The sequence below is a fragment of the Cellulomonas sp. NTE-D12 genome, from assembly GCF_027923705.1.
GTDB lineage: Bacteria > Actinomycetota > Actinomycetes > Actinomycetales > Cellulomonadaceae > Cellulomonas.
Map to the genome: position 1 here is coordinate 1,159,554 of NZ_AP026442.1, position 26,684 is coordinate 1,186,237.

The following is a 26,684-nucleotide window of genomic DNA, read 5'->3' on the forward strand; positions in this document are numbered from 1 at the left end:
GTGATCTCGACCTCTGCCGCCGAGCGGCTGCACCGGGCGGGCCTCGTCTGGCACCCTCAGGCTGGGGACCGGTTCGCGCTCCGCTCGGCCCAGCTGTCCGGTGAGGTGTACACCATCAGCGACATGGTGGTGGAGGCGCACCCGTACCCGAGCGGGACGGTGCTGGGCTTCAACGGCACCACCGAGTGGGCGCTGGACTCCGTCGAGCAGGACGACGCCCTGTGGCTGCCTCGCGAGGACCAGCTGCGCGAGCTGCTCGGCGGCACGTTCCGCAGCCTGGCGCGCACGTTCGACGGTCGTTTCGAGGTGCTCGTCGAGCTCGCCGGCCGGCCCGAGCAGGTGTTCGGGGCGGACTCGGCCGCAGACGCCTACGCGGAGGCGCTGCTCGAGCTGCTCGCCGTCGCCCTCGAACGCGGCTGACCAGCGTCCGGGGTGGCCGGCGGGACGTGCCGGACGGCCGGGCCGGCGGTCGTCCGGTCGGGCCCCGGGGCCCGAGGGGCCGTGCGAGGGCGCCACTAGACTCCACCGCATGTCCACCCTCTCTCGCGACGAGGTCGCGCGCGTGGCGGCCCTGGCGCGGATCGACCTGACGTCCGTCGAGCTGGACCGCCTCGCCGGCGAGCTCGACGTCATCGTCCAGTCGGTCGCCCGGGTCGCCGAGATCGCCACCCCGGACGTCCCGGCCACCAGCCACCCGCTGCCGCTCACCAACGTGTTCCGCGCCGACGAGCCGGTGCCGCCCCTCGACCGCGACGAGGTGCTGGCCGGCGCACCGGCCGCCCAGGAGGGCAAGTTCGCCGTCCCGCAGATCCTGGGGGAGGACGCGTGAGCACCGACCTGACGCGGCTGACCGCCGCCGAGCTGTCCGAGCGCCTGGCCACCCGCGAGGTCAGTGCCGTCGAGGCGACCACCGCGCACCTGGACCGGATCACCGCGGTGGACGGCCCCGTCCACGCGTTCCTGCACGTCAGCGCCGACCAGGCGCTCGCGACGGCGGCGGACGTCGACGCCCGGCGGTCGGCCGGCGCGCCGGTGCACCCGCTCGCCGGGGTGCCGATCGCCGTCAAGGACGTCGTCGTCACCCGCGGCCTGCCCACCACCGCTGGGTCCGCCATCCTGCGCGACTGGCTGCCGCCGTACGACGCGACGCTGGTGCAGAAGATCAAGTCCGCCGGTCTGCCGATCCTGGGCAAGACCAACATGGACGAGTTCGCGATGGGCTCCTCCACCGAGCACTCGGCGTACGGCAACACGCACAACCCGTGGGACCTCGACCGGATCCCGGGCGGCTCGGGCGGCGGCTCGGCCGCGGCCGTCGCCGCCTACGAGGCGCCGCTGGCGATCGGCACCGACACCGGAGGCTCGATCCGTCAGCCGGCGGCCGTCACCGGCACGGTCGGCGTGAAGCCGACCTACGGCAGCGTGTCCCGCTACGGTCTGATCGCCCTGGCGTCGAGCCTGGACCAGGCCGGCCCGGTCACGCGCACGGTGCTCGACGCGGCACTGCTGCACCAGCTGATCGCCGGCCACGACCCGCTCGACTCCACGTCCCTGCCCGACGAGGTGCCGGACTACGTGGCCGCGGCCCGTGCCGGCGCTTCCGGCGACCTGCGCGGCGTGCGGGTCGGCGTGATCCGTGAGCTGCAGGGCGACGGCTACCAGCCGGGCGTGCTGGCCCGCTTCACCGAGTCGCTGGACCTGCTGCGCGAGGCGGGTGCGGAGATCGTCGAGGTCTCCTGCCCGCACTTCCAGTACGCGCTCGCGGCGTACTACCTGATCCTCCCCGCGGAGGCATCGAGCAACCTCGCGAAGTTCGACGGCATGCGGTTCGGCCTGCGGGTCGAGCCCGACCACGGTCCCGCGACCGCCGAGCGCGTGATGGCGGCGACGCGAGGTGCCGGGTTCGGCGACGAGGTCAAGCGCCGGATCATCCTGGGCACCTACGCCCTGTCGGCCGGCTACTACGACGCGTACTACGGCTCGGCGCAGAAGGTCCGCACGCTGATCCAGCGGGACTTCACCGCGGCCTTCGAGCAGGCGGACGTGCTGGTGTCCCCGACGGCACCGACCACCGCGTTCCGCCTCGGCGAGAAGCTGGACGACCCGTTGGCGATGTACCTCAACGACGTGGCGACCATCCCGGCGAACCTCGCCGGCGTCCCGGGCATGTCGCTGCCGTCGGGACTGTCCGACGACGGCCTGCCCGTCGGCTTCCAGGTGCTGGCGCCGGCCCGTGAGGACGCGCGGCTGTACCGGGTGGGGGGCGCCCTCGAGGCGTTGCTGGAGCAGAGCTGGGAGGGGCCGCTGCTCTCGCGCGCGCCCGAGCTGGAGGTGGCACGGTGACGACGAGCGTGGACCTGGTCGACTACGACGAGGCGGTGTCCCGGTACGACCCGGTGTTCGGCATCGAGGTGCACGTCGAGCTCGGCACCCGCACCAAGATGTTCGACGGCGCCGAGCAGTCGTTCGGTGCCGAGCCGAACACCCAGATCACGCCGGTGAGCCTGGGGCTGCCCGGTGCGCTGCCGGCGGTGAACGGGACGGCGGTCGAGTACGCGATCCGCATCGGCCTGGCGCTGAACTGCTCGATCGCGGCCAGCTGCCGCTTCGCGCGGAAGAACTACTTCTACCCGGACGTGCCGAAGAACTTCCAGACGTCGCAGTACGACGAGCCGATCGCGTACGACGGCTGGGTGGACGTCGACCTGGAGGACGGCACCACCTTCCGCGTGCAGATCGAGCGCGCGCACATGGAGGAGGACGCCGGCAAGAACACCCACGTCGGCGGTGAGGGCGGCCGCATCCACGGTGCGACGTACTCGCTCGTGGACTACAACCGGGCCGGCGTGCCGCTCGTGGAGATCGTCACCCGCCCGATCGAGGGGGCCGGGGCCCGCGCCCCGGAGGTCGCCCGTGCCTACGTCCAGACGCTGCGGGACCTGTTCCGCACGCTCGGGGTGTCCGAGGCACGGATGGAGCGCGGCAACGTGCGCGCCGACGTCAACCTCTCGCTGCGCACCAGCCCGCAGGCGCCGCTCGGGACCCGGACGGAGACGAAGAACGTCAACTCGTTCCGTGCTGTCGAGCGTGCCGTGCGGTACGAGGTCACCCGGCAGGCGGCCGTGCTCGACGCCGGCGAGACCGTGGTCCAGGAGACCCGGCACTGGCACGAGGACACCGGCATCACGACGCCGGGCCGCGTGAAGTCCGACGCGGAGGACTACCGGTACTTCCCGGAGCCGGACCTCGTGCCGATCGCACCCGACCCGGCGTGGGTCGAGGAGATCCGCGCCGCGCTTCCGGAGCTACCGGCGGCTCGCCGTCGCCGGCTGCAGGGGGAGTGGGGCTACGCCGACGCCGAGATGCGCGACGTGGTCAACGCCGGTGCCGTCGAGCTGATCGAGGCGACGGTCGCCGCGGGGGCGTCGCCGGCGGCGGCGCGCAAGTGGTGGATGGGCGAGCTCGCTCGTACCGCCAAGCAGCAGGAGATCGAGCTGGCGGACCTGCCGATCACCCCGGCGCAGATCGGCGCCCTGCAGCAGCTGGTGGACGCCGGGCGGATCAACGACAAGCTGGCCCGCCAGGTGCTCGAGGGCGTGCTGGCCGGCGAGGGCGAGCCGGAGCAGGTGCTCGTCGCCCGCGGCCTGGAGGTCGTGTCCGACGACGGGCCGCTGCTCGCCGCGATCGACGACGCCCTGGCGGCTCAGCCGGACGTGGCGGAGAAGATCCGCGGCGGCAACGTCGGTCCGGTGGGCGCGATCATCGGTGCGGTGATGAAGGCGACGCGCGGGCAGGCCGACGCCGCGCGGGTGCGCGAGCTGGTGCTGGAGCGGGTGCAGGGCTGACCGGTGCCGATGTGCGACCGGCCGGTCGAAACGGCCGGTCGCACGTCGGCAACATCCGGGTCACATGCCGTCCCTACGATCCGATCCGGCAGGACGCGGCGACGAGAGGCGTGCGGGCGATGAAGGCACCGACCTTGCAGGGCGAGATGATCGTGCTGCGGCCGATCGAGGCACGTGATGCCGACGCCGTGTACGAGCTGCTGGCTGACCCGGAGGGCCGGCGGCTGGTCGGCGGCAGCCGCCAGTACACCCGGTCGGAGGTTCCCGCGGCGATCGCTCAGGCCGCCGCGTCCGACGACCGCCTGGTCCTGGCCGTGACCGCCAACGGGGACGACGAGTACCTGGGCCAGATCGCGCTCGAGTCCATCGACCCCGTGATCGGCTCCGCCTCCGTGACGCTGCAGATGCGGCCGGCGTACCGGGGGCGCGGGTACGGCACCGAGGCGATCGAGCTGGTGCTCGGCTTCGCCTTCGACGGGCTCGGTCTGCACCGCGTCGGCATCGAGGTGCTCGCCGTCAACGCGCGCGCGAAGTCCTTGTACGAGAACCTCGGGTTCCGGGTGGAGGGCCGGCTGCGCGACGCCTACCGCGACGGCGACGGCTGGTGCGACGGGATCGTGATGGCTCTGCTGGAGGACGAGTACCGGGCCGGACAGCCGGCCTAGAAGGGATCGGCGTGCTGACCGTCACCGTGCCGTCGCAGGACCTGCTCGGCCGTCTGGCCGACCTGGCCGACCGGGTGCGGCTGGTCCGGTGGGACCTCGCGGCCCCGCTGGACGCGGACGTGGCGCCCGACGTGGACGTGGTGGTGGTCCCGCACTACTTCGTCCGGCCCGGCGGCTTCGCCGTGCTGCACGGCCTGCCACGGCTGCGGCTGGTGCAGCTGCCCAGCGCCGGGTTCGAGCACGCCCTGCCGCACATGCCGGCGGGGATCACGCTGTGCAACGGCCGCGGCGTGCACAGCACCGGTACCGCGGAGCTCGCTCTCGCGCTGACGCTGGCGATGCAGCGGGGCCTGCCCGATGCGGTCGCGGCACAGGCTGACGGCCGGTGGAGCTCGCCGATGCTGCACTCGCTGGCCGACCGGCGGGTGGTGGTGGTCGGCGCCGGTTCGGTGGGTGCGGCGGTGGTGGCCCGGCTGCGGCCGTTCGAGGTGGACGTCGTCCAGGTCGGTCGTCGCGCGCGGGACACCGCCGACGGCCACGTGCACGCCGTCACCGAGCTGCCCGACCTCGTCCCGGACGCCGACGTCGTCATCCTCGTCGTGCCGCTCGACGCCAGCACGTACCACCTGGTCGACGCCGACCTGCTGGCACGCATGAAGGACGGTGCGCTGCTGGTCAACCTGGCCCGCGGCCAGGTGGTCGACACCGACGCCCTGCTGGCGGAGCTGCGCGCCGGACGGCTGCGGGCGGCGCTGGACGTCACCGACCCCGAGCCGCTGCCGCCGGACCACCCGCTCTGGCACGCCCCGAACGTGCTGATCACCGCCCACCAGGGCGGCAACACGGACGCCACGGAGCCCCGGGTGGCGGCGGTGGTCCGCAGGATGATCGAGGACCTCCTCGCCGGCCGTGAGCCGCAGAACGTCGTCGCCCGGACCTGACCGGCGGCTCGGTCGGGCCTGCTACCGCCCGCGTCCGTACGCCTCGAGCGCCGCGCGCCGCTCCGTCGCGTGGTCGACCATCGGCGCGGGGTAGTCCCCGGGTGCGCGCTCACCGAGCGTCCACGGCTGGTGCACGGCGGGCGCCGGGACGTCCCGCAGCTCCGGAACCCAGCGGCGGACGTACGCACCGTCGGGGTCGAACCGCTGGGACTGCGTGACGGGGTTGAGCACCCGGAAGTACGGCGCCGCGTCGAACCCGGTCCCGGCGACCCACTGCCAGTTCAGCTGGTTCTGCGCGACGTCGCCGTCCACGAGCTGCGTCATGAAGTGCGCGGCGCCGCGCCGCCAGTCCAGGTGCAGGTCCTTGACCAGGAACGACGCGGTGACCATCCGGACCCGGTTGTGCATCCAGCCGGTCTCGGCCAGCTGTCGCATGCCGGCGTCCACCAGCGGGTAGCCGGTCCGGCCCGCCGCCCAGGCCGCGAACGCCGCGTCGGCATCCGCGCCTCGGGCCCACGCCTCGTCGTGGACGACCGCGCGGAGCGACCGGTGCGCCGCCTCCGGCCGGTGCCACAGCACGTCGGCGTGGAACTCGCGCCAGGCGAGCTGACCGGTGAACACCTCGGCGGCCGCTGCGAGCTCGGGGTCGGCGGCGACCACCTGCTCGAGGCGGGCCAGCAGCGTCCGCGGATGGACCTCGCCGAGCTTGAGTGCCGCCGAGAGCCGTGAGGTCCCGGGCCGGTCGGGACGGTCCCGGTCGGTCGCGTAGTCGCGCAGCGCACCGTCGACGAACCGGTCCCACGCCGTCCCCGCGGCACGCTCACCGCCCTCGTCGTCCCCGGGAACGCCGCCGTCGTCGGGCCTCGGGAGCGCCGCCCAGCCGTCGCCGCTCAACCGCTCCCACGTCACCGCGCCGGCAGGCGCCGCCGGTGCCGACCAGCCGTGCCGCTCCCACGCCCGCCGGAACGGCGTGAACACGGTGTACGGCGTGCCCTGCTGCGTGCGGAGCCGACCCGGTGCGACGGCGTACGGCGAACCGGTCCGCACCAGCGGTACGTCGAGGCTCGTCTCCACGGCGGCGTCCCGGCGTCGGCCGTACGGCTCGGTGGACGCGGACACGTGCACCTCGGTGGCCTCGACCTCGCGCGCGACGGCGGGTACGACGACCTCGGGCGCCCCCGTGCGGAGCACGAGCGTCCCGTCGAGCGACTTGTCCAGCGCCCGCAGGCTCGACGCGAGCCGGCCGAGGCGTGGAGCTCCCGCTGCGGCCACCAGGCGGGGGTCGACGACGAAGAGCGGCACCACCGGCTCACCGTCTCGCGTGGCGGCGAGCAGGGCCGGGTGGTCGGCGAGCCGCAGGTCGCGGCGGAACCACAGGACTGTCGGCACAGGCCGACGCTACGGCGCGGGCGTGGGTCCGGCGCGGGCAGCCGCCGACGCCGACCGGCGCCCTGGCGGCCCGGGCCCTCAGACGGTGCCGCGGTCCGGCGTCGTGCCCGTCAGCGAGCGCAGGTCGTCGAGGACGGCCGTCTGCAGCTCGGCCAGCGACCGGTGCTCGCCCTCGGCGATCCACTGCCCGAACGCCACGCTGAAGACGGTGCTGCCGGACTCCGCGGCGAGCGTGGCGGCCGGCTCGGAGGTCCCCCGTGCGACCAGCGCGGCGCGCATCGTCCGGGCGAGCCCGGCCATCTTGTGCCGCTCCCGCTCGAGCAGGGCGGGGTGCTCCGCGATGACGGCGCGGCGCAGGCGCGCCCAGCCGCGCAGGTCGTCGGGGAACAGCTCGGCGCCGGCGCGCAGCCCGGCAGCGACGACGTCGAGCGCCGGGGCGTCGGCGGGCGCCGCACGCAGGCCCTCGACGACCGCGTCCACCAGCCGCGACTGACCGTCGAACAGCACCTCACGCTTGTCCGGGAAGTGCCGGAAGAACGTCCGCTCGCTCACGCCGACGGCCGCGGCGATGTCGGCGGCGGTCGTCTGCTCGAACCCGCGCTCGGTGAACAGCTCCAGCGCGGCGGCCTGCAGACGTTCCCGCGTGCCCGGTTCCCAGCGCACCATCCGCCCAGTCTAGTGATGACAGCCGCTGACATTGGATCTAGAGTGATGTCTGTCGCTGACATCGGCGACATCTGTCGAGAGGGAGAGTCCCATGCATGTCTTCGTCACCGGAGCCTCCGGGTGGATCGGCTCCGCCGCCGTCGACGAGCTGCTCGCCGCCGGCCACACCGTCACCGGGCTCGCCCGCTCGAACTCGTCAGCTGCGGCGCTGGCGGCCAAGGGTGTCACCGTGCTGCGTGGCGACCTCGACGACCTGGGCGCGATCCGGTCGGGCTCCCTCGCCGCCGATGCGGTGCTGCACCTGGCCAACAAGCACGACTGGTCGAACCCGGCCGCGTCCATCGCGGCGGAGCGTGGCGCGGTGGAGACGATCGGGGAGGCGCTCGCCGGTACCGGGAAGGCCTTCCTGCTCGCCTCAGGTGTGGCAGGACTGACCGCCGGACGCGCCGCGACCGAGTCGGACCCGTCGCCGTTCCACGGCCCCGACTCGCCGCGCGGCGGCACGGAGAACCTGGCGCTCGGCCTGCCCGGCGTGCGGTCGGTCGCGCTGCGGTTCGCGCCGACCGTGCACGGTGCGCGGGACCACGGGTTCATCGCGGCGATCACGGCGGTCGCCCGGCAGAAGGGTGTCTCCGGCTACCCCGGCGACGGCACCAACCGCTGGGCCGCCGTGCACCGGTCGGACGCCGCCCGGCTGGTGGCGCTGGCGCTGGCGGCGGCGCCGGCGGGCACCCGGGTGCACGCGGTGGCCGAGGAGGGTGTTCCGGTGCGGCAGATCGCCGAGGCGATCGGTGCTGCGGTCGGTGTACCCGTCCGGTCGGTGGACCCCGACGACGTCGCCGAGCACTTCGGCTGGATCGGCACGTTCTTCGGCATGGACCTGCAGGCCACCAGCGACGCGACCCGTGACCTGCTCGGATGGACGCCCACCGGCCCCACGCTGCTCGAGGACGTCGCGGCCGGCGCCTACAGCCTCGCCTGACAGGCAGGGGCCGACGACCACCCGGTCGTCGGCCACCGGCGGGAGCAGGGGGAGCGACGACTACCGCTCGCCACCCACCAGCTCGGCCAGCTCGAGCAGCCGGTGCGAGAACCCCCACTCGTTGTCGTACCAGGCCAGGACCTTCACCTGGTTGCCCGCGGCCTGGGTCAGCGGGGCGTCGAAGATCGCCGAGTGCGGGTTGCCGACGATGTCGGCCGACACCAGCGGCGCCTCCGAGTACTGCAGGTACGGCCGCAGCTGGTCGGACGCCGCGGCGGCCCGGAACGCCTCGTTGACCTCCTCGACGCTCGCCGGGCGGGACAGCACGGCGGTGAGGTCGGTGATCGACCCGACGGGCACCGGCACGCGCAGGGCGAAGCCGGTGAGCTTGCCGTCCAGCTCCGGGATGATCCGGCCGATCGTCTTGGCTGCCCCCGACGACGTCGGGATGGTCGACACCGCGGCGGCGCGGGCGCGCCGCAGGTCGGAGTGCGGCGCGTCGTGCAGCCGCTGGTCGCTGGTGTAGGCGTGCACCGTCGTCATCAGCCCGGACTCGATGCCGAAGGCGTCGTTCAGCACCTTGGCCATCGGTGCCAGGCAGTTGGTGGTGCAGGAGCCGTTGGAGAACACGTCGGACGCCGTCGGGTCGACCGCCTCGGTGTTCACGCCCAGCACGACGGCCGGCACGTCACCCTTCGCCGGCGCCGAGACGATCACCTTGCGGGCGCCGCCGGTCAGGTGCTGGCGGGCGCTGTCGGCGTCGGTGAAGCGTCCCGTCGACTCGATGACGACGTCTGCACCCACGTCTCCCCAGGCGATCTGCGAGGGGTCACGCTGGGCGAAGACGCGCAGCCGGCGCTCGCCGACGACGATGTCGTCACCCTCGACCCGCACGCCCGCCAGGTGCCCGGAGATGGAGTCCCACTCGAGCAGCGTGGCGAGCGTGGTGACGTCGGTGATGTCGTTGACGGCCACCACCTCGACGTCCGCACCGCTGGTCAGCGCCGCGCGGAGCACCGTGCGGCCGATGCGCCCGAACCCGTTGATGCCGATCCGTACCGTCATGCTGCCTCCTTCGTCGTTCCGGTCTGTGCCCGGGCCGCCTCGAGGAGCGCCACCGCTCCGCGGACCGCTCGGTCCATGTACTCCTGGGACCCGTGGGCGCGGGCCAGCACGTAACCGCCCTGCAGCACCGCGGACAGGGCCAGGGCCAGGTCCTGCGCCGGGATGGTGGCCGGCAGCTCGCCCGCCTCGATCGCCTGCTCCACCGCGCGCGTCCAGCGGTCCGCCTGGGTGTCGAACGCGCGTGCCACCTCCGCGAGCAGCTCGGGGTCCTGGACCACCTGCGGGTCCTGCGTCATGCGTCCGGCGCGGCAGCCCTTGGTGCCGGGTCGCGGCCGTCGCAGGTAGCCCTCGATCCGGTCGAGCGGCGTGCCCCCGTCGTTCTCGTTCTCGAGCACCTGCGACTCGGCGATCAGGGTGTCGATCGCGGACCGGAAGGCTGCGACCGCGAGCTCGTGCTTGCCGGAGAAGTGGTGGTACATGCTGCCCTGCCCCACGCCGGCCTTCGCGAGCACGTCGTGCGGGCTGGTGGCGGCGTAGCCGCGCTCCCAGAGCAGGTCCGCCATGGCCTCGGTCAGCCGTTCGCGGGTGGTGGTCATGGCGGCACTGTACCTACTAGTAGTTACAGAATGCCAGGTGGTCTTCGTGGCGTTCCGCGGTGCACCTGCCGGGCGGCGTGGACGCTCACCCAGCGGGACGGCCTCTTCTCTCCACGTGAGACGGACGTACCGTTGGCGGGCGCCACCAGGCGGTGGCCACCGTCACGCCCGAGGAGATGCCCGCGATGAGCCGTCCGCTGCGCTCACGTACCTCGACCCACGGCCGCAACATGGCCGGTGCCCGTGCGCTGTGGCGCGCGACCGGCATGGGTGCCGACGACTTCGGCAAGCCGATCATCGCGATCGCGAACTCCTACACCCAGTTCGTCCCGGGCCACGTGCACCTGAAGGACATGGGCGACCTGGTCGCCTCCGCGATCCGCGACGCCGGCGGCGTGGCCAAGGAGTTCAACACGATCGCGGTCGACGACGGCATCGCGATGGGCCACGGCGGGATGCTCTACTCGCTGCCCAGCCGCGACCTCATCGCCGACTCGGTCGAGTACATGGTCAACGCGCACACCGCGGACGCGCTCGTCTGCATCTCCAACTGCGACAAGATCACGCCCGGCATGCTGATGGCCGCGCTGCGGCTGAACATCCCCACGGTGTTCGTCTCCGGTGGCCCGATGGAGGCCGGCAAGGCCGTCGTCGCGGACGGCGTCGCCAGCACGCACCTGAACCTGATCAACGCGATCAACTACTCGGTGGACGACAACGTGTCGGACGACGCCCTCGGCCTGGTCGAGGCGAACGCCTGCCCCACCTGTGGGTCCTGCTCAGGCATGTTCACGGCCAACTCGATGAACTGCCTGACCGAGGCGCTCGGCCTCTCCCTCCCGGGCAACGGCTCGACCCTGGCGACGCACGTCGCGCGCCGCGAGCTGTTCCTCGAGGCGGGGCGCACGGTGGTCGAGCTGGCCAAGCGCTACTACGAGGACGACGACGACACCGTCACGCCGCGCGGCATCGCGACCAAGGCGGCGTTCGCCAACGCGATGACCCTCGACGTCGCCATGGGCGGCTCCACCAACACGGTGCTGCACATCCTCGCGGCGGCGCAGGAGGCCGGCGTCGACTTCACGCTGGCCGACATCGACGGGCTGTCCCGCCGCGTCCCCTGCCTGAGCAAGGTGGCGCCGAACCACCCCGACTTCCACATGGAGGACGTGCACCGTGCCGGCGGCATCCCCGCGCTGCTCGGTGAGCTGGACCGGGCCGGTCTGCTGGACCACGACGTGACCAGCGTGCACACCCCGACGCTGCGCGCCTGGCTGGACGACTGGGACGTGCGCGGCGGCAAGGCGACCGACCGGGCGCTCGAGCTGTTCCACGCTGCGCCCGGTGGCGTGCGGACCACCCAGGCGTTCTCCACCGCCAACCGCTGGGACCACCTCGACACCGACGCCGCGAACGGCTGCATCCGCGACGTCGCGCACGCGTACACGGTCGAGGGCGGTCTGGCGGTGCTGCGCGGCAACCTCGCCGACGACGGCGCGATCATCAAGACCGCCGGCATCGACCCCGAGCTGTTCCACTTCGTCGGCACGGCCGTCGTCTGCGAGTCGCAGGAGGACGCGGTCGACAAGATCCTGTCCAAGCAGGTGAAGCCCGGTGACGTCGTCGTCGTCCGGTACGAGGGGCCGTCCGGCGGTCCCGGCATGCAGGAGATGCTCTACCCGACCTCGTTCATCAAGGGTCGCGGCCTGGGCAAGGTGTGCGCCCTGATCACCGACGGCCGGTTCTCCGGCGGGTCCAGCGGCATCTCGGTGGGGCACGTGTCCCCGGAGGCAGCCGCCGGCGGCACCATCGGCCTGGTCGAGGACGGCGACGAGATCGAGATCGACGTCGAGACGCGGCTGATCAGGCTGAACGTGCCGGACGACGTGCTCGCGGCGCGCCGCGCCAAGATGGAGGCGTCCGAGCGGCCGTGGCAGCCGGTGGACCGCGAACGGTACGTGTCCCAGGCGCTGCAGGCGTACGCGGCGATGGCGACGTCCGCCGACCGCGGGGCGGTGCGCGACCTGTCGCGGATCCGGCGCGGCTGAGTCGTCGGGACTTCGCGGCCGTGCGGCGCGCGCATGAACGCGGGGACGCCGTCCGGGCCGGTCAGGTAAGGGCGACCTACACTCCGTGGGCATGACGGCCACCGCAGGTGCAGGCAGCGACGGGATCGACCTCAAGCCGCGCTCGCGGCAGGTGACGGACGGCATCGAGGCGACGGCGGCGCGCGGCATGCTGCGCGCGGTCGGCCTGGGCGACGAGGACTTCGCCAAGCCGCAGATCGGCGTCGCCAGCTCGTGGAACGAGATCACGCCGTGCAACCTGTCGCTGCAACGACTGGCGCAGGCCGTGAAGGGCGGGGTGCACGCCGCGGGCGGCTACCCGCTGGAGTTCGGCACCATCTCGGTGTCCGACGGCATCTCCATGGGCCACGAGGGCATGCACTTCTCGCTGGTCAGCCGCGACGTGATCGCCGACTCGGTGGAGACCGTGATGATGGCCGAGCGGCTCGACGGCTCGGTGCTGCTGGCCGGCTGCGACAAGTCGCTGCCCGGCATGCTGATGGCCGCAGCCCGGCTGGACCTGGCCAGCGTGTTCCTCTACGCCGGCACGATCATGCCGGGCTGGGTCAAGCTCGAGGACGGCACCGAGAAGGACGTGACGATCATCGACGCGTTCGAAGCGGTGGGCGCCTGCGCTCGGGGCCTGATGAGCCGCGGCGACCTGGACCGGATCGAACGGGCCATCTGCCCCGGTGAGGGCGCCTGCGGCGGCATGTACACCGCCAACACCATGGCGTCGGTGGCCGAGGCGCTCGGCATGTCGCTGCCCGGGTCGGCCGCGCCGCCGTCGGCCGACCGCCGCCGCGACAGCTACGCCCACCGCTCCGGCGAGGCCGTGGTCAACCTGCTGCGGCAGGGCATCACGGCGCGCCAGATCATGACGAAGGAGGCGTTCGAGAACGCCATCGCGGTGGTGATGGCCTTCGGCGGCTCCACCAACGCCGTGCTGCACCTGCTGGCGATCGCGCACGAGGCGCAGGTGGACCTCACGCTCGACGACTTCTCGCGCGTCGCCGCGCGGGTGCCGCACCTCGGGGACCTCAAGCCGTTCGGCCGGTACGTGATGTACGACGTCGACCGGGTCGGTGGCGTCCCCGTCGTGATGAAGGCCCTGCTCGACGCGGGGCTGCTGCACGGCGACTGCCTGACCGTCACGGGCCGCACGGTCGCGGAGAACCTCGCGGACATCGACCCGCCGGACCCGGACGGGGTGATCCTGCGCGCGCTGGACAACCCGATCCACCGGACGGGCGGCATCACCATCCTGGGCGGCAGCCTGGTGCCCGAGGGTGCCGTGGTGAAGTCGGCCGGCTTCGACTCGGACGTGTTCGAGGGCACCGCGCGGGTGTTCGAGCGCGAGCGGGCGGCGCTGGACGCCCTGGAGGACGGCACGATCCAGGCGGGCGACGTGGTGGTGATCCGCTACGAGGGCCCGAAGGGCGGTCCCGGCATGCGGGAGATGCTCGCCATCACCGGCGCGATCAAGGGTGCCGGCCTCGGCAAGGACGTGCTGCTGGTCACCGACGGTCGGTTCTCGGGCGGCACCACCGGCCTGTGCGTCGGCCACATCGCCCCCGAGGCCGTCGACGGCGGCCCCATCGCGTTCGTCCGGGACGGCGACCGGATCCGCCTCGACGTCGCGAACGCCCGCCTCGACCTGCTGGTGGACGCCGAGGAGCTGGCCGCGCGGCGCGAGGGCTGGACGCCGATCGCCCCACGCTTCACCACCGGCGTGCTCGGCAAGTACCAGAAGCTGGTCGGCTCGGCGTCCCGCGGAGCGGTGCTCGGCTGATCCTGTCCGGGCCGCTCGCGGGCGGTTGCCGCCGGCCCGGCTGGCGGTGCCCCCTCGGTCGGGTTTGATGGACGGGTGACCTTCACCCCCGCCGACGCGCCGTGGTGGACGCGTGCCGTCGTCTACCAGATCTACCCCCGCTCCTTCGCCGACTCCGACGGTGACGGCATGGGTGACCTGCGCGGGATCCTCGAGCACGTCGACCACCTGGTGGACCTCGGCGTGGACGTCGTCTGGCTGTCGCCGGTGTACCGCAGCCCGCAGGACGACAACGGCTACGACATCAGCGACTACCAGGACGTCGACCCGATGTTCGGCACGTTGGCGGACCTGGACGAGCTGATCGACACGCTGCACGGCCACGGCATCCGGCTGGTGATGGACCTCGTCGTCAACCACACGTCCGACGCGCACCCGTGGTTCGTCGCCTCGCGCTCGTCGAAGGACGACCCCAAGCGGGACTGGTACTGGTGGCGGCCGGCGCGCGCCGGCATGGAGCCGGGCACGGCCGGTGCCGAGCCGAACAACTGGGGCTCCTTCTTCTCGGGTCCGGCGTGGCAGTACGACCAGGCGACGGGCGAGTACTACCTGCACCTGTTCTCCAGCCGCCAGCCCGACCTGAACTGGGAGAACCCCGACGTCCGCGCGGCCGTCTACTCGATGATGCGCTGGTGGCTCGACCGCGGGGTCGACGGCTTCCGGATGGACGTCATCAACCTGATCTCCAAGGACCCGCGGCTGCCCGACGGTGAGGCGCAGCACGGTGCCCACGCCGGTCCGTTGGTGGCCAACGGCCCACGGGTGCACGAGTTCCTCGCGGAGATGTACCGGGAGGTGTTCGCCGGACGGGCCGACAAGCTGATCACCGTGGGGGAGACCCCCGGTGCCACGGTGGCCGACGGTGAGCGCTACACCGACCCCGCGCGGCACGAGCTCGACATGGTGTTCACCTTCGAGCACGTCGACCTCGACCACGGTCCGGGCGGCAAGTTCGACGTGCGGCCGCTGAAGCTGACCGACCTGAAGGCGGTGCTGGGCCGGTGGCAGGTCGGGCTCGCCGAGCGGGGCTGGAACTCGCTCTACTGGGACAACCACGACCAGCCGCGGATCGTCTCGCGGTGGGGTGACGACGGGCGCTACCGCCGAGAGTCCGCCCGGATGCTCGCCACCGTCCTGCACCTGCACCGCGGCACGCCGTACGTGTACCAGGGCGAGGAGCTGGGCATGACGAACGCCCACTGGGACACGTTCGACCACTACCGGGACATCGAGTCGCTCCGGTACGTCGAGGAGATGCGCGCCGCCGGGACGCTGACCGACCAGCAGCTGCTCGCGGCGCTCGCGGCGATGAGCCGGGACAACGCCCGCACGCCGATGCAGTGGGACGACTCGCCGCAGGCGGGGTTCACCACCGGCCAGCCGTGGCTGCCGGTCAACGTGAACCGCACGACGATCAACGCGCGCGAGGACCGGGCCGACCCGGACTCGGTGTTCGCCCACTACCGCCGGCTGATCGCGCTGCGCCACGACCACGCGGTGGTGGCGCTGGGCGACTTCACCATGGTGCTGCCGGACGACGAGCACGTGTACGCGTTCACGCGCCGCCTCGGCGCCGAGGAGCTGCTGGTGCTCGGCAACTTCACGGGGGACCCGCAGCCGGTGGCGCTCGACGACCCGTGGCCCGCCGACGCGGAGGTGCTGATCGGCTCGTACCCGGGCCGGACCCCGGGACCCGACACGGCCCTGCGCCCGTGGGAGGCGCGCGTCTACCGCAGGCTGCACGCGTGACGTCCCGCGATCCGAGACCGTGCACCGCGATGTGAGACGGACCGGCCCACGCGTGACAGCGCGTGGGCCCGTGGCGTAGTGTCCGGCGGGTGCAGACGAACCTCCTCGTAGTACTTACCTGAGCGCCGGCGACGACCTCCCGCTCCGGTCTTCGTCCGCGCGCACCCCTCGACCAGCCCGTCCCCGGGCCGAGGGGTTTTTTCGTGTTCGGGGACCTGTAGCACCGCAGTCCGAAGTCCAGCAGTCCCGCAGTCCGACCCCGAGGAGACACCGATGGTCCAGGGTCCTCACCCGGCACCACCCGCGACGCCGCGGCCCACGGCCGCCGCGCGGCCGCCCGCCGCACCGCAGCACGGCTCGACGATCGGGCCCGAGCAGGTCACCGGCGCGCAGTCGATCGTCCGGTCGCTCGAGGAGGTCGGCGTCGAGGTCGTCTTCGGCATCCCCGGCGGCGCCATCCTGCCCACCTACGACCCGCTGATGGACTCGGCGAAGGTCCGGCACATCCTGGTGCGCCACGAGCAGGGCGGCGGCCACGCTGCCTCCGGCTACGCGCACGCCACCGGCAAGGTCGGCGTGACGATGGCGACGTCCGGCCCGGGTGCGACCAACCTGGTCACGGCGATCGCCGACGCCAACATGGACTCGATCCCGATGGTGGCGATCACGGGTCAGGTCGGCGCGGCCCTGATCGGCACCGACGCCTTCCAGGAGGCCGACATCGTCGGCATCACGCTGCCGGTGAGCAAGCACAACTACCTGGTGACCGATGCGGACGAGATCCCGCGGGTGATCGCCGAGGCGTTCCACATCGCCTCGACCGGACGGCCCGGGCCGGTGCTGGTCGACATCGCCAAGTCGGCGATGCAGGCGCGCACCACGTTCTCCTGGCCGCAGGAGATCCAGCTGCCCGGGTACCACCCGGTGACCAAGCCGCACGCCAAGCAGGTGCGCGAGGCGGCCCGCCTGCTCGCGACCGCGCGGCGGCCGGTGCTGCTGGTCGGTGGTGGCGTGATCCGCGCCGACGCCACCGCCCTGCTGCGCCGGCTGGTGGACGCCTCCGGTGCGGCGGTGACCACCACGCTGATGGCCCGCGGCGCGCTGCCCGACGACCACCCGCAGCACCTGGGCATGCCGGGCATGCACGGGACGGTGCCCGCGGTGGCGGCCCTGCAGCGCGCGGACCTGATCGTGGCGCTCGGCGCCCGGTTCGACGACCGCGTCACCGGCCTGCTGTCGAGCTTCGCGCCGAACGCCGCCGTGGTGCACGCGGACATCGACCCGGCGGAGATCGGCAAGAACGTGCGGGTCGACGTGCCGATCGTCGGCGACCTCAAGGAGGTGATCGCCGACCTGCTGCCGGAGCTGGAGCGCGAGCAGGCGCACCACGGCAAGCCGGACCTGGAGGCCTGGTGGCGGCAGCTGGACGCCTGGCGCGAGACGTTCCCGCTCGGGTACGACGAGCCGTCGGACGGCCACCTGGCGCCGCAGCACGTGATCAGCCGGATCGGGGAGATCTCCGGGCCGGAGTCGATCTTCGTGGCGGGCGTGGGCCAGCACCAGATGTGGGCGGCGCAGTTCATCAGGTACGCCCGGCCCAAGTCGTGGCTGAACTCCGGTGGTCTCGGCACCATGGGCTACGCCGTGCCGGCGGCCATGGGCGCCAAGGTCGGCCAGCCGGACCGCACGGTGTGGGCGATCGACGGTGACGGCTGCTTCCAGATGACCAACCAGGAGCTGGCGACCTGCACGATCAACGACATCCCGATCAAGGTGGCGGTGATCAACAACTCCTCGCTCGGCATGGTCCGCCAGTGGCAGACCCTGTTCTACGAGTCGCGCTACTCCAACACCGACCTGCACACCGGTCACGGCACCGTGCGCATCCCCGACTTCGTCAAGCTGGCCGACGCGTACGGCGCCGTCGGTCTGCGCTGCGAGACCAAGGCGGACGTGGACGCGACGATCAAGCGGGCGATGGAGATCGACGACCAGCCGGTGGTGGTCGACTTCACGGTCTCCCGTGACGCGATGGTGTGGCCGATGGTGGCCGCCGGTGTGAGCAACGACGACATCCAGTACGCCCGGCACCTGACCCCGGCGTGGGACCGGGAAGACTGAGGAGATCCGACCATGACCCGGCACACCCTCTCGGTGCTCGTCGAGAACAAGCCCGGCGTGCTCACGCGCGTCGCCGGCCTGTTCGCGCGGCGCTCGTTCAACATCCACTCCCTCGCGGTGGGCCCCACCGAGCACGAGGAGATCAGCCGCATCACCGTCGTCGTCGACGTGGACGCGCTGCCGCTCGAGCAGGTGACCAAGCAGCTGAACAAGCTGATCAACGTCATCAAGATCGTCGAGCTCGAGGACGACGCCTCCGTCCGCCGCGAGCTGCTGCTGGTCAAGGTGAAGGCCGACCAGTCCCAGCGCACCGGCGTGCTGGAGGTGGTGGACCTGTTCCGCGCCCACGTCGTGGACGTCGGCACGGAGTCCGTGGTGGTCGAGGCGATCGGCAGCCCCACCAAGCTGACCGCGCTGCTGGCGGCCCTGGAGCCGTTCGGCATCCGTGAGATCGTCCAGTCGGGCACCGTCGCCATCGGCCGCGGCCCGCGCTCCATCACCGACCGAGCCCTCGAGCGGGTGAGCCGGTCGGCCTGACCGGCCGATCTCCCGCCGTCTTCCCCCCGCACTCTGCACAACCGACAACCGAGGAGAGTTCCACCGTGGCTGAGCTGTTCTACGACGACGACGCCGACCTGGCCGTCATCCAGTCCAAGAAGGTCGCCGTCATCGGCTACGGCAGCCAGGGGCACGCGCACGCGCTGAACATGCGCGACTCCGGCGTCGACGTCCGCATCGGCCTGCGTGCCGGCTCGGCGTCCCGGGCCAAGGCCGAGCAGCAGGGCCTGCGCGTCCTCGAGGTGGCCGATGCGGTCAAGGAGGCCGACGTCGTCGTGATCCTGGCGCCGGACCAGGCGCAGCGGAAGCTGTACGCCGAGGAGATCGAGCCGAACCTGAACCCGGGCACCGCGCTCGTGTTCGGCCACGGCTTCAACATCCGCTTCGGCTACATCACGCCCAAGGCCGACGCCGACGTGTTCATGGTCGCCCCGAAGGGCCCGGGTCACCTCGTGCGCCGCGAGTACGTCGCGGGCCGCGGTGTGCCGGTCGCCATCGCCGTGGAGAAGGACGCGTCCGGCCAGGCGTGGCCGCTCGCGCTGTCCTACGCCAAGGCGATCGGCGGCCTGAAGGCGGCGGGGATCAAGACGACGTTCACCGAGGAGACCGAGACCGACCTGTTCGGTGAGCAGGCCGTCCTCTGCGGCGGTGTCTCGCAGCTGATCCAGTACGGCTTCGAGACGCTGACCGAGGCCGGCTACCAGCCGGAGATCGCGTACTTCGAGGTGCTGCACGAGCTGAAGCTCATCGTCGACCTCATCTACGAGGGCGGCATCACCAAGCAGCGCTGGTCGGTGTCCGACACGGCCGAGTACGGCGACTACGTCTCCGGCCCGCGGGTGATCGACCCGCACGTGAAGGAGAACATGAAGGCGGTGCTCGCCGACATCCAGTCCGGGGCGTTCGCCACCCGGTTCATCGCCGACCAGGACGCCGGCGCACCGGAGTTCAAGGCGCTGCGCGAGAAGGGCCAGAACCACCCGATCGAGCCGGTCGGCCGCGAGCTGCGCAAGCTGTTCGCGTGGGTGAAGCCGTCGGACGCCGACTACACGGAGGGAAGCGCGGCGCGCTGACCGAAGGTGCGGGTCGCCCGCGGGCGGCAGCCGCCGGAGGGCAACGCAGAGCCGAACCCGACCACCGGTTGAGCGGGTTCGGCGCGCGCGGACCGCAGTCGTGCAGGTGGGGGTCGTCCTTCGGGCGGCCCCCACCTCGCACGTCCGGCCCCGGCCCGCCACGATGTCCCCATGACGGACGAGACCGACGAGACGGACGAGCAGCTGGTGCCGGCAGCGGGTGGGTCGGCGGTTCCGGGGGACGTGGACGGCGACGGTCTGTCGGACGTGCCTGCCGTGGGCGGTGACGTCGAGGAGGACGACGCCCTGGTGGCGCTCTGGCAGGCGGCTCAGGCGCACCTGGGCCTGGGCCGGATGGACGTGGTGATGGGTCCGGGCGACCGGGACCTCGTCGCTCCGCCGGTGTGGTCGTTCGGGGACAGCCCGGAGCTCGCGGACGAGCTGCTCGAGCTGGTGCTGGCCGGCCGGAAGACGGCGACGGCCGGCGCCCTCAGCGACTACGAGGCGGCGGGGGAGGCGCTCCCGCAGGTCGGCGACGTCTCGATCGTCACCGACGGGTCGGGGACGCCCCGCGTCGTGCTGCGCGCCACGCAGGTGGACGTGGTGCCGTTCGACGAGGTCGGGGCCGAGCACGCCGCGCTCGAGGGAGAGGGGGACCGGTCGCTGGAGCAGTGGCGACGGGACCACGAGGCGGTGTGGCGACGTAGGCTGCCCGCCGAGCCGTTCGACCCGCGGATGCCGATGGTTCTCGAGCGGTTCGAGGTGGTGTACCCGACCCTGGGTCCCACGCCCGCGGAGTAGAGCTCGCGACCACCAGGTGAGACCACCATCCCGAAGGATGGGACGGCCCGCTAGCGTTGCCCCCATGTCCGACGCCGCACCGCAGGTGCCCGCCCTCGCCGACCCCACCGTGATCGACCTGGCAGTCGTGCCGGGGGACGGTATCGGCATCGAGGTGGTGGAGCAGGGCCTCCTCGCCCTCGAGGCGGCGCTCGCGGGTGGTGGCCCGGCGCTGCGCACCACGCACTTCGACCTCGGTGCGCGCCGCTGGCACGCGACGGGGGAGACCCTGACGGACGACGACCTCGCCGCGATCCGCACCCACGACGCGATCCTGCTCGGCGCCGTCGGCGACCCGACGGTGCCGTCCGGCGTGCTGGAGCGCGGCCTGCTGCTGCGGCTCCGGTTCGCGCTGGACCACTACGTCAACCTCCGCCCCGGCCGCCTCTACCCGGGTGTCCGGTCCCCGCTGGCCGACCCGGGCGAGGTCGACTTCGTCGTGGTCCGTGAGGGCACCGAGGGCCCCTACGTCGGGAACGGTGGTGCGCTGCGCGCCGGGACGCCGCACGAGGTGGCCACCGAGGTGAGCCTGAACACCGCTTTCGGCGTCGAGCGGGTGGTCCGCTACGCGTTCGAGGTCGCCTCGCGCCGGCCCCGCAAGAAGCTGACGCTGGTGCACAAGCACAACGTGCTGGTCCACGCCGGTCACCTGTGGCGCCGCACGGTCGACGCGGTGAACGCCGAGTTCCCCGACGTGACGGTCGACTACTCGCACGTCGACGCCGCCACGATCTACCTGGTCACCGACCCGTCGCGGTTCGACGTCGTGGTGACCGACAACCTGTTCGGCGACATCCTCACGGACCTCGCCGCCGCGATCACGGGCGGCATCGGCCTCGCCGCCTCGGGGAACGTCAACCCTGACAGCACGTCGCCGAGCATGTTCGAGCCCGTCCACGGCTCGGCGCCGGACATCGCCGGTCAGGGCAAGGCGGACCCGACCGCCACCGTCCTGTCGGTCGCGATGCTGCTCGACCACCTCGGCCTGCCGGACGCCGCCGCGCGGGTCGAGCGTGCCGTCGCGGCCGATCTGGCGGACCGCGCCGGGGCCGCGCGAGTACGGTCGACGGCCGAGGTGGGCCAGGACCTCGTCTCCCGCATCGTCGGCTGACCCGCGGGTCGCGTCGCGACCCGTCCTGCCGCTCGGCCGTCGTCACCGGTACCGTCGTCCCGACCCTGGTGAAAGGCCCCGATATGAGCACGGACATGAGCACCACCACGCCGGACCTGTTCGAGATCCGACCCAGCGCCCATCGGGTGACCGATGCCGACCGCGAGGCCGCGCTGGCGTCGCCCCGGTTCGGCACGGTGTTCACCGACCACATGGCGCGGATCAGCTGGTCAACGGCCGACGGCTGGCACGACCGCCGCGTCGAGCCGTACGGGCCGCTGCAGCTGGACCCGGCCACGGCGGTGCTGCACTACGCGCAGGAGATCTTCGAGGGTCTGAAGGCGTACCGGCACGCCGACGGCTCCGTGTGGACGTTCCGTCCGGAGGTGAACGCCGCCCGGTTCGCGCGCTCGGCGCGCCGGCTGGCGCTGCCGGTGCTGTCGACCGAGGACTTCCTCGGCGCGATCGGGGCGCTCGTCGGCGTCGACCGGGCCTGGGTGCCGGCCGGCGAGGAGATGAGCCTGTACCTGCGGCCCTTCATGTACGCCTCGGAGTCCTTCCTCGGCGTGCGGCCCGCCGGCGCGGTGGAGTTCCTGGTCATCGCCTCGCCCGTCGGCCCGTACTTCGCCGGCGGCGTGAAGCCCGTGTCGATCTGGGTGGACCGCCAGTACCACCGCGCCGGTCCCGGCGGCACGGGTGCCGCCAAGTGCGGCGGCAACTACGCCGCCAGCCTGCTGCCGCAGCAGGAGGCCTACGCCAAGGGCTTCGAGCAGGTGTGCTTCCTCGACGCGACCACCGGCACGCAGCTGGAGGAGCTCGGCGGGATGAACGTGATGGTGGTGCACGCCGACGGGCACGTCAGCACGCCGCCGCTGTCCGGGTCGATCCTCGAGGGCGTCACCCGGTCCTCGATCATCCAGCTGCTCGCCGATGCGGGACACCCGGTCAGCGAGGAGCCCGTGCTGCTGACCGACCTCCAGGCCGGCCTGACCGACGGGACCGTGACCGAGGTGTTCGCGTGCGGCACTGCAGCCGTGATGACGCCGATCGGCCGGCTCGCCTCCGACGACTTCGACCTGACGGTCGGCACCGGCGAGGCCGGTCCCGTCACCACCCTGGTCCGGCAGCAGCTGACCGACATCCAGTACGGCCGGGCCGAGGACCGGTACGGCTGGCTGCACCGGATCGCCTGACCGTACGGGGCGCCGACCGGCGTCCTGTCACGCCCGTCCCTCGTCGCTCACCGGCTCGTGCCGACCGGCCGTGGACGACGCTGCACGTCAGCCGCAGCGTCGTCCACAGGCCGGACGGGGTGTCCACGAGACGTGACCTGTGCCACCATGGCGGCGTGACCCGGTTCCACCTCATCATTGGATAGCGCGTCGGCACCCACCCCCGCCGACGCGCAGACCTCCCGACCTTCGGGGGGTCTTTTTGTTGTCACCGACGGTTCCGGGCACCACCCCCGCCCGGTACGTCGTCCCCGGCACCACCCCCGCCGGTCCCGCACCGCACGAGCAGGAGAGCCCCGTGAGCACTGGCTTCCAGGTGTACGACACGACCTTGCGCGACGGCGCCCAGCAGGAGGGCATCGCCCTGTCGGTCGCCGACAAGCTGGCCATCGTCCCGCTGCTCGACGAGCTCGGCGTCGGCTACATCGAGGGCGGCTGGCCGGGCGCGGTGCCCAAGGACACCGAGTTCTTCAAGCGTGCGGCCAAGGAGCTGGACCTGCGGCACGCGGTGCTCGCGGCGTTCGGCGCGACGCGCCGGGCCGACGCCCGTGCCGTCGACGACCCGCAGGTCCGGGCGCTGGTGGACGCCGAGACGCCGGTGGTGACGGTGGTCGCCAAGAGCGACGTCCGGCACGTGGAGCGCGCGCTGCGGACGACGCCCGACGAGGGTCTGGCGATGATCGCCGACACCGTACGGTTCCTGGTCCGTGAGGGGCGGCGGGTGGTGGTGGACGCCGAGCACCTGTTCGACGGCTACCGCTACGACCCCGGGTACTCGCGCTCGGCGGTGCTGACGGCGTTCGAGGCGGGCGCCGAGGTGGTGACGCTGTGCGACACGAACGGCGGCATGCTGCCGGCCTGGGTGACGCGCATCGTCACCGAGCTGCGCGACGCGGTCGGCCCCGCCGGCATCCTGGGCATGCACGCGCACAACGACTCCGGCTGCGCCGTGGCCAACACGCTGGCCGCCGTCGAGGCGGGGTGCGAGCACGTGCAGGGCACCGTCAACGGCTACGGCGAGCGCACCGGCAACGCCGACCTGCTCACGGTCGTGGCCGACCTCGAGCTCAAGCTCGGACGGACCGTCCTGACACCGGTCGACGGCGGTGGGCTGCGTGAGCTGACCCGGATCGCCCACGCGATCAGCGAGATCACCAACATCTCCCCGTTCGCCCGGTCGCCCTACGTCGGCGCGAGCGCCTTCGCGCACAAGGCGGGTCTGCACGCCTCCGCGATCCGGGTGGACCCCGACCTCTACCAGCACGCCGACCCGGCGGCGGTGGGCAACGACATGCGCATGCTGGTCTCCGACATGGCCGGGCGGGCGTCGATCGAGCTCAAGGGCCGCGAGCTGGGCTTCGACCTCTCGAACCGGCCGGAGGTGCTCTCGGCGGTGACCAACCGGGTCAAGGACGCCGAGGCGAACGGGTACACGTACGAGGCGGCCGACGCGTCGTTCGAGCTGCTGCTGCTGGAGGAGGCGGGCGCCGGCAAGCCCGCCTACTTCACGGTCGAGTCCTGGCGCACGATCATCGAGCGCCGGGGCGGGCGGGGGACCCCGGCGACGGCCGAGGCGACGGTCAAGCTGCACGCCGGCGGCGAGCGGCTCGTCAGCACGGGGGAGGGGAACGGTCCCGTCGACGCCCTGAACCATGCGCTCCGGCACGCCCTGCTCGGTGTCTACCCCGAGCTCGAGCCGTTCGTGCTGATCGACTTCAAGGTCCGGATCCTCGACTCGCAGCTCGGCACCGACGCCGTCACGCGCGTGCTGATCGAGACCACGGACGGCAGCTCGTCGTGGAGCACCGTCGGGGTGGGCCCCAACCTGATCGAGGCGTCGTGGGAGGCCCTGACCGACTCGGTGATCTGGGGCCTGTACAAGGCCGGCGTCCCCGCCCGCTGAGCGCGGGTCGACCGTCGCCTGACCTACCTCGTCGCGTGCCTAGAGTGGCGGGGTGCACGGTGCGTACAAGGTTCCCGGGGGCAAGCTCGTCGTCGTCGACCTGGACGTGGTCGACGGCCGTCTGACCGACGTCGAGCTCAGCGGGGACTTCTTCGTCGAGCCCGACGAGGTGCTCGACGTGCTCCGCGACGCGCTCGAGGCGATGCCGGCCGAGAGCGCGGTGACGCGCCTGACGCACGCGATGGACGAGGCGCTGGACGACGCACGCTTGCCGTCCGCCCCCGCGATGATCGGGTTCACCACCCGGGACGTCGCGGTGGCGGTGCGCCGGGCCCTCGGCCTGTCGACGACCTGGCAGGAGCACACGTTCGAGCTGCTGGACCCGGGCCCGCTGCCCCCGGCGATGCACACGGCCCTCGACCAGGTGCTCACCGAGGAGCTGGCCGCCGGACGCCGTGGACCGAGCCTGCGGTTCTGGGAGTGGCAGACGCCGGCGGTGATCATCGGCTCGTTCCAGTCGGTGCGCAACGAGGTGGACGCCGAGGCGGCGGAGCGGTACGGCGTGCAGGTGATCCGGCGGATCAGCGGCGGCGGCGCGATGTTCATGGAGGCGGGCAACTGCATCACGTTCTCTTTGGTGGTGCCCGAGTCCCTGGTGGACGGCCTCTCGTTCGAGGAGTCGTACGCCTTCCTCAACCAGTGGGTGCTGGGGGCCCTCGCGGACGTGGGGGTCGAGGCAGGGCTGTCCGGCCTCAACGACATCTCCTCACCCGCCGGCAAGATCGCCGGCTCCGCGCAGAAGCGGATGGTCGGCGGGGCGGTGCTGCACCACGTGACGATGGCGTACGACATCGACGCGGAGAAGATGAACGAGGTGCTGCGGATCGGCCGCGAGAAGCTCTCGGACAAGGGCACGGTCAGCGCCGTCAAGCGGGTCGACCCGGTGCGGTCCCAGACCCGGCTGCCGCGCGAGGCGGTCATCACGGCGTTCACCGAGCACTTCCGCTCGCGGTACCCCACCGTCGACGGCGAGCTCCGTCCGGACGAGCTGCACCGGGCCGCCCAGCTGCAGCACGAGAAGTTCGAGAACCCGCTCTGGACGCGTCGTCTCCCTTGAGGCGCCGGGCGCACCGTGCGGGGAGCCGTCGGCTCGGCTGACCGTCCCGCTTCAGCTGCCGCCCGGAGCGCCCCGCCGCGTCCCCAGCGGTCGGAGCGAGTCGAGGACCGCGGGACCGTGCGCACCGAAGAACTCGGCGTCCGCGGCCTCCACGACGCGGACGGCCCGCTGCGCGAGCTCGGCGCCGGCGGCCGTGACCTCCACGCGTCGGACCCGCGTGTCCGCCGGGTCCACCGTGCGCACCAGCAGCTCCTTGGCCTCCAGCCTGCGCAGCACCTCGGACGTCATCTTCGGGTCGGTCCCCGCCTGTCGGCCGACGTCCAGCTGGCTGGGCAGCGTCGCCGACCTGCCGAGCCACCACGTGCACGCGAGGAGCACGAACTGGACGTGGGTCAGGTCGAGCGGGCGCAGCGCCTCGGCGACGCCGCGCTGCCACGCCAACGTCACCTGCCACAGGACGAAGCCCGGGCTGTCGGCGCCGGGGTCGACGAAGCGGCTGGCTGCGCCGCTGTCAGGCACGGCGCGCCGCGTCGACCAGGGCGTCGAGCTGCTCCGGGAAGTCGGCGCTGATCTGCGGGCCCACGACCGGTCCGGCCTCGTCCGACCCGGGCCCCGTGATGGTCAGGGCGTGCGTGATGCGGGTGGCGCCCTCGAGCGGCTGGAAACGGTGCCGGAAGGTGAGGACCAGGTCCCCGTACCGGGTCTCGTCGGCGTAGGCGGCGCCCGGCTCGAGCTCGGTGACGACGGACGTCATCGTGTCCTGACCCGCCGGCGTCACGGCGATGCGCGTCCCGACGGCCAGGTCACCCTCCGGTCGGAAGGTGTCCCCGCCGGGCAGGCGGAGCCGGCCGGAGTGGATGTCGACGAACGTCCGCCAGATCCGGTCGACCGGGACGTCCGTCTCCTTCGTGCACTCGTGCGTCCACACGATGCC

General features: G+C 72.6%; 24 protein-coding genes. 18 read left to right on the forward strand and 6 right to left on the reverse strand.

What is annotated here, in order from left to right; all coding sequences use genetic code 11:
- The 6 genes from QMF98_RS05285 (at nucleotide 1) to QMF98_RS05310 (ending at nucleotide 5,451) form a co-directional block, all read left to right on the forward strand.
- Complete coding sequence (locus tag QMF98_RS05285) at nucleotides 1-420, forward strand: pilus assembly protein CpaE (protein ID WP_337974993.1); 420 nt, start codon at nucleotides 1-3, stop codon at nucleotides 418-420.
- Nucleotides 421-529: 109 nt separating this feature from the next.
- Nucleotides 530-829, forward strand: coding sequence for an Asp-tRNA(Asn)/Glu-tRNA(Gln) amidotransferase subunit GatC (gene gatC / locus QMF98_RS05290; protein WP_263732509.1), 300 nt, complete (start codon nucleotides 530-532; stop codon nucleotides 827-829).
- A complete protein-coding gene (gene gatA / locus QMF98_RS05295) occupies nucleotides 826-2,343 on the forward strand; it encodes an Asp-tRNA(Asn)/Glu-tRNA(Gln) amidotransferase subunit GatA (protein ID WP_337974994.1) in 1,518 nt (505 codons plus the stop codon). The genes gatC and gatA overlap by 4 nt, the downstream gene beginning before the upstream one ends.
- Entirely contained in the window at nucleotides 2,340-3,845 is a 1,506-nt protein-coding gene (gene gatB / locus QMF98_RS05300; RefSeq protein ID WP_337974995.1) for an Asp-tRNA(Asn)/Glu-tRNA(Gln) amidotransferase subunit GatB, read from the forward strand. The genes gatA and gatB overlap by 4 nt, the downstream gene beginning before the upstream one ends.
- A gap of 119 nt (nucleotides 3,846-3,964) precedes the next feature.
- Nucleotides 3,965-4,510, forward strand: a complete 546-nt coding sequence (locus QMF98_RS05305) for a GNAT family N-acetyltransferase (RefSeq protein WP_337974996.1) — start codon at nucleotides 3,965-3,967, stop codon at nucleotides 4,508-4,510.
- 11 nt (nucleotides 4,511-4,521) lie between these two features.
- A complete protein-coding gene (locus QMF98_RS05310) occupies nucleotides 4,522-5,451 on the forward strand; it encodes an NAD(P)-dependent oxidoreductase (protein WP_337974997.1) in 930 nt (309 codons plus the stop codon).
- Between the two features lie 21 nt (nucleotides 5,452-5,472).
- Here QMF98_RS05310 and QMF98_RS05315 read toward each other — a convergent pair whose 3' ends face one another.
- Together QMF98_RS05315 and QMF98_RS05320 are read right to left on the reverse strand one after the other, a co-directional pair.
- The gene (locus QMF98_RS05315) at nucleotides 5,473-6,840 is read right to left on the reverse strand and encodes a cryptochrome/photolyase family protein (RefSeq protein ID WP_337974998.1); all 1,368 of its coding nucleotides are present in this window, start codon (nucleotides 6,838-6,840) and stop codon (nucleotides 5,473-5,475) included.
- Between the two features lie 78 nt (nucleotides 6,841-6,918).
- Complete coding sequence (locus QMF98_RS05320; protein WP_337974999.1) at nucleotides 6,919-7,506, reverse strand: TetR family transcriptional regulator; 588 nt, start codon at nucleotides 7,504-7,506, stop codon at nucleotides 6,919-6,921.
- A gap of 91 nt (nucleotides 7,507-7,597) precedes the next feature.
- Between QMF98_RS05320 and QMF98_RS05325 the strand changes: the two genes are divergently transcribed.
- Nucleotides 7,598-8,488 carry an NAD-dependent epimerase/dehydratase family protein gene (locus QMF98_RS05325; RefSeq protein WP_337975000.1) on the forward strand — a complete coding sequence of 297 codons (891 nt, stop codon included), beginning with the start codon at nucleotides 7,598-7,600 and terminating at the stop codon, nucleotides 8,486-8,488.
- 60 nt (nucleotides 8,489-8,548) lie between these two features.
- Here the strand turns inward: QMF98_RS05325 and gap are convergent, their stop codons facing one another.
- Nucleotides 8,549-9,553: a type I glyceraldehyde-3-phosphate dehydrogenase gene (gene gap / locus QMF98_RS05330; RefSeq protein WP_337975001.1), complete on the reverse strand. Its 1,005-nt coding sequence runs from the start codon at nucleotides 9,551-9,553 to the stop codon at nucleotides 8,549-8,551.
- A complete protein-coding gene (locus QMF98_RS05335; RefSeq protein ID WP_337975002.1) occupies nucleotides 9,550-10,149 on the reverse strand; it encodes a TetR/AcrR family transcriptional regulator in 600 nt (199 codons plus the stop codon). The genes gap and QMF98_RS05335 overlap by 4 nt, the downstream gene beginning before the upstream one ends.
- 185 nt (nucleotides 10,150-10,334) lie before the next feature.
- Here QMF98_RS05335 and ilvD (QMF98_RS05340) point away from each other — a divergent pair, with 185 nt between their 5' ends.
- The 11 genes from ilvD (QMF98_RS05340) to lplB all read left to right on the forward strand — a co-directional run bounded on the left by ilvD (QMF98_RS05340) (nucleotide 10,335) and on the right by lplB (nucleotide 25,750).
- Nucleotides 10,335-12,197: a dihydroxy-acid dehydratase gene (gene ilvD / locus QMF98_RS05340; RefSeq protein WP_337975003.1), complete on the forward strand. Its 1,863-nt coding sequence runs from the start codon at nucleotides 10,335-10,337 to the stop codon at nucleotides 12,195-12,197.
- Nucleotides 12,198-12,288: 91 nt separating this feature from the next.
- Nucleotides 12,289-14,007 (forward strand): dihydroxy-acid dehydratase, encoded by a 1,719-nt coding sequence (gene ilvD, locus QMF98_RS05345; protein WP_337975004.1) that lies wholly within the window; start codon nucleotides 12,289-12,291, stop codon nucleotides 14,005-14,007.
- 75 nt (nucleotides 14,008-14,082) lie between these two features.
- A complete protein-coding gene (locus QMF98_RS05350) occupies nucleotides 14,083-15,795 on the forward strand; it encodes a glycoside hydrolase family 13 protein (RefSeq protein WP_337975005.1) in 1,713 nt (570 codons plus the stop codon).
- Nucleotides 15,796-16,068: 273 nt separating this feature from the next.
- Nucleotides 16,069-17,916 carry an acetolactate synthase large subunit gene (locus tag QMF98_RS05355; RefSeq protein ID WP_337975006.1) on the forward strand — a complete coding sequence of 616 codons (1,848 nt, stop codon included), beginning with the start codon at nucleotides 16,069-16,071 and terminating at the stop codon, nucleotides 17,914-17,916.
- Between the two features lie 12 nt (nucleotides 17,917-17,928).
- On the forward strand, nucleotides 17,929-18,453 hold the full coding sequence (gene ilvN, locus QMF98_RS05360) for an acetolactate synthase small subunit (RefSeq protein WP_263732495.1): 525 nt from the start codon (nucleotides 17,929-17,931) through the stop codon (nucleotides 18,451-18,453).
- Nucleotides 18,454-18,518: 65 nt separating this feature from the next.
- Nucleotides 18,519-19,547 carry a ketol-acid reductoisomerase gene (ilvC, locus tag QMF98_RS05365; RefSeq protein ID WP_263732494.1) on the forward strand — a complete coding sequence of 343 codons (1,029 nt, stop codon included), beginning with the start codon at nucleotides 18,519-18,521 and terminating at the stop codon, nucleotides 19,545-19,547.
- 171 nt (nucleotides 19,548-19,718) lie between these two features.
- Nucleotides 19,719-20,348 carry an ASCH domain-containing protein gene (locus tag QMF98_RS05370; protein ID WP_337975007.1) on the forward strand — a complete coding sequence of 210 codons (630 nt, stop codon included), beginning with the start codon at nucleotides 19,719-19,721 and terminating at the stop codon, nucleotides 20,346-20,348.
- Nucleotides 20,349-20,412: 64 nt separating this feature from the next.
- Complete coding sequence (locus QMF98_RS05375; protein ID WP_337975008.1) at nucleotides 20,413-21,498, forward strand: 3-isopropylmalate dehydrogenase; 1,086 nt, start codon at nucleotides 20,413-20,415, stop codon at nucleotides 21,496-21,498.
- Nucleotides 21,499-21,593: 95 nt separating this feature from the next.
- Nucleotides 21,594-22,691 (forward strand): branched-chain amino acid aminotransferase, encoded by a 1,098-nt coding sequence (locus tag QMF98_RS05380; protein ID WP_337975009.1) that lies wholly within the window; start codon nucleotides 21,594-21,596, stop codon nucleotides 22,689-22,691.
- 337 nt (nucleotides 22,692-23,028) lie between these two features.
- Entirely contained in the window at nucleotides 23,029-24,633 is a 1,605-nt protein-coding gene (gene cimA / locus QMF98_RS05385; protein WP_337975010.1) for a citramalate synthase, read from the forward strand.
- A 52-nt stretch (nucleotides 24,634-24,685) separates the two neighbouring features.
- Complete coding sequence (gene lplB / locus QMF98_RS05390) at nucleotides 24,686-25,750, forward strand: lipoate-protein ligase small subunit (RefSeq protein WP_337975011.1); 1,065 nt, start codon at nucleotides 24,686-24,688, stop codon at nucleotides 25,748-25,750.
- 51 nt (nucleotides 25,751-25,801) lie between these two features.
- Here the strand turns inward: lplB and QMF98_RS05395 are convergent, their stop codons facing one another.
- Together QMF98_RS05395 and QMF98_RS05400 are read right to left on the reverse strand one after the other, a co-directional pair.
- The gene (locus QMF98_RS05395; protein ID WP_337975012.1) at nucleotides 25,802-26,269 is read right to left on the reverse strand and encodes a MarR family winged helix-turn-helix transcriptional regulator; all 468 of its coding nucleotides are present in this window, start codon (nucleotides 26,267-26,269) and stop codon (nucleotides 25,802-25,804) included.
- Nucleotides 26,262-26,678 (reverse strand): SRPBCC family protein, encoded by a 417-nt coding sequence (locus QMF98_RS05400; RefSeq protein WP_337975013.1) that lies wholly within the window; start codon nucleotides 26,676-26,678, stop codon nucleotides 26,262-26,264. The genes QMF98_RS05395 and QMF98_RS05400 overlap by 8 nt, the downstream gene beginning before the upstream one ends.
- Nucleotides 26,679-26,684: the final 6 nt, after the last annotated feature.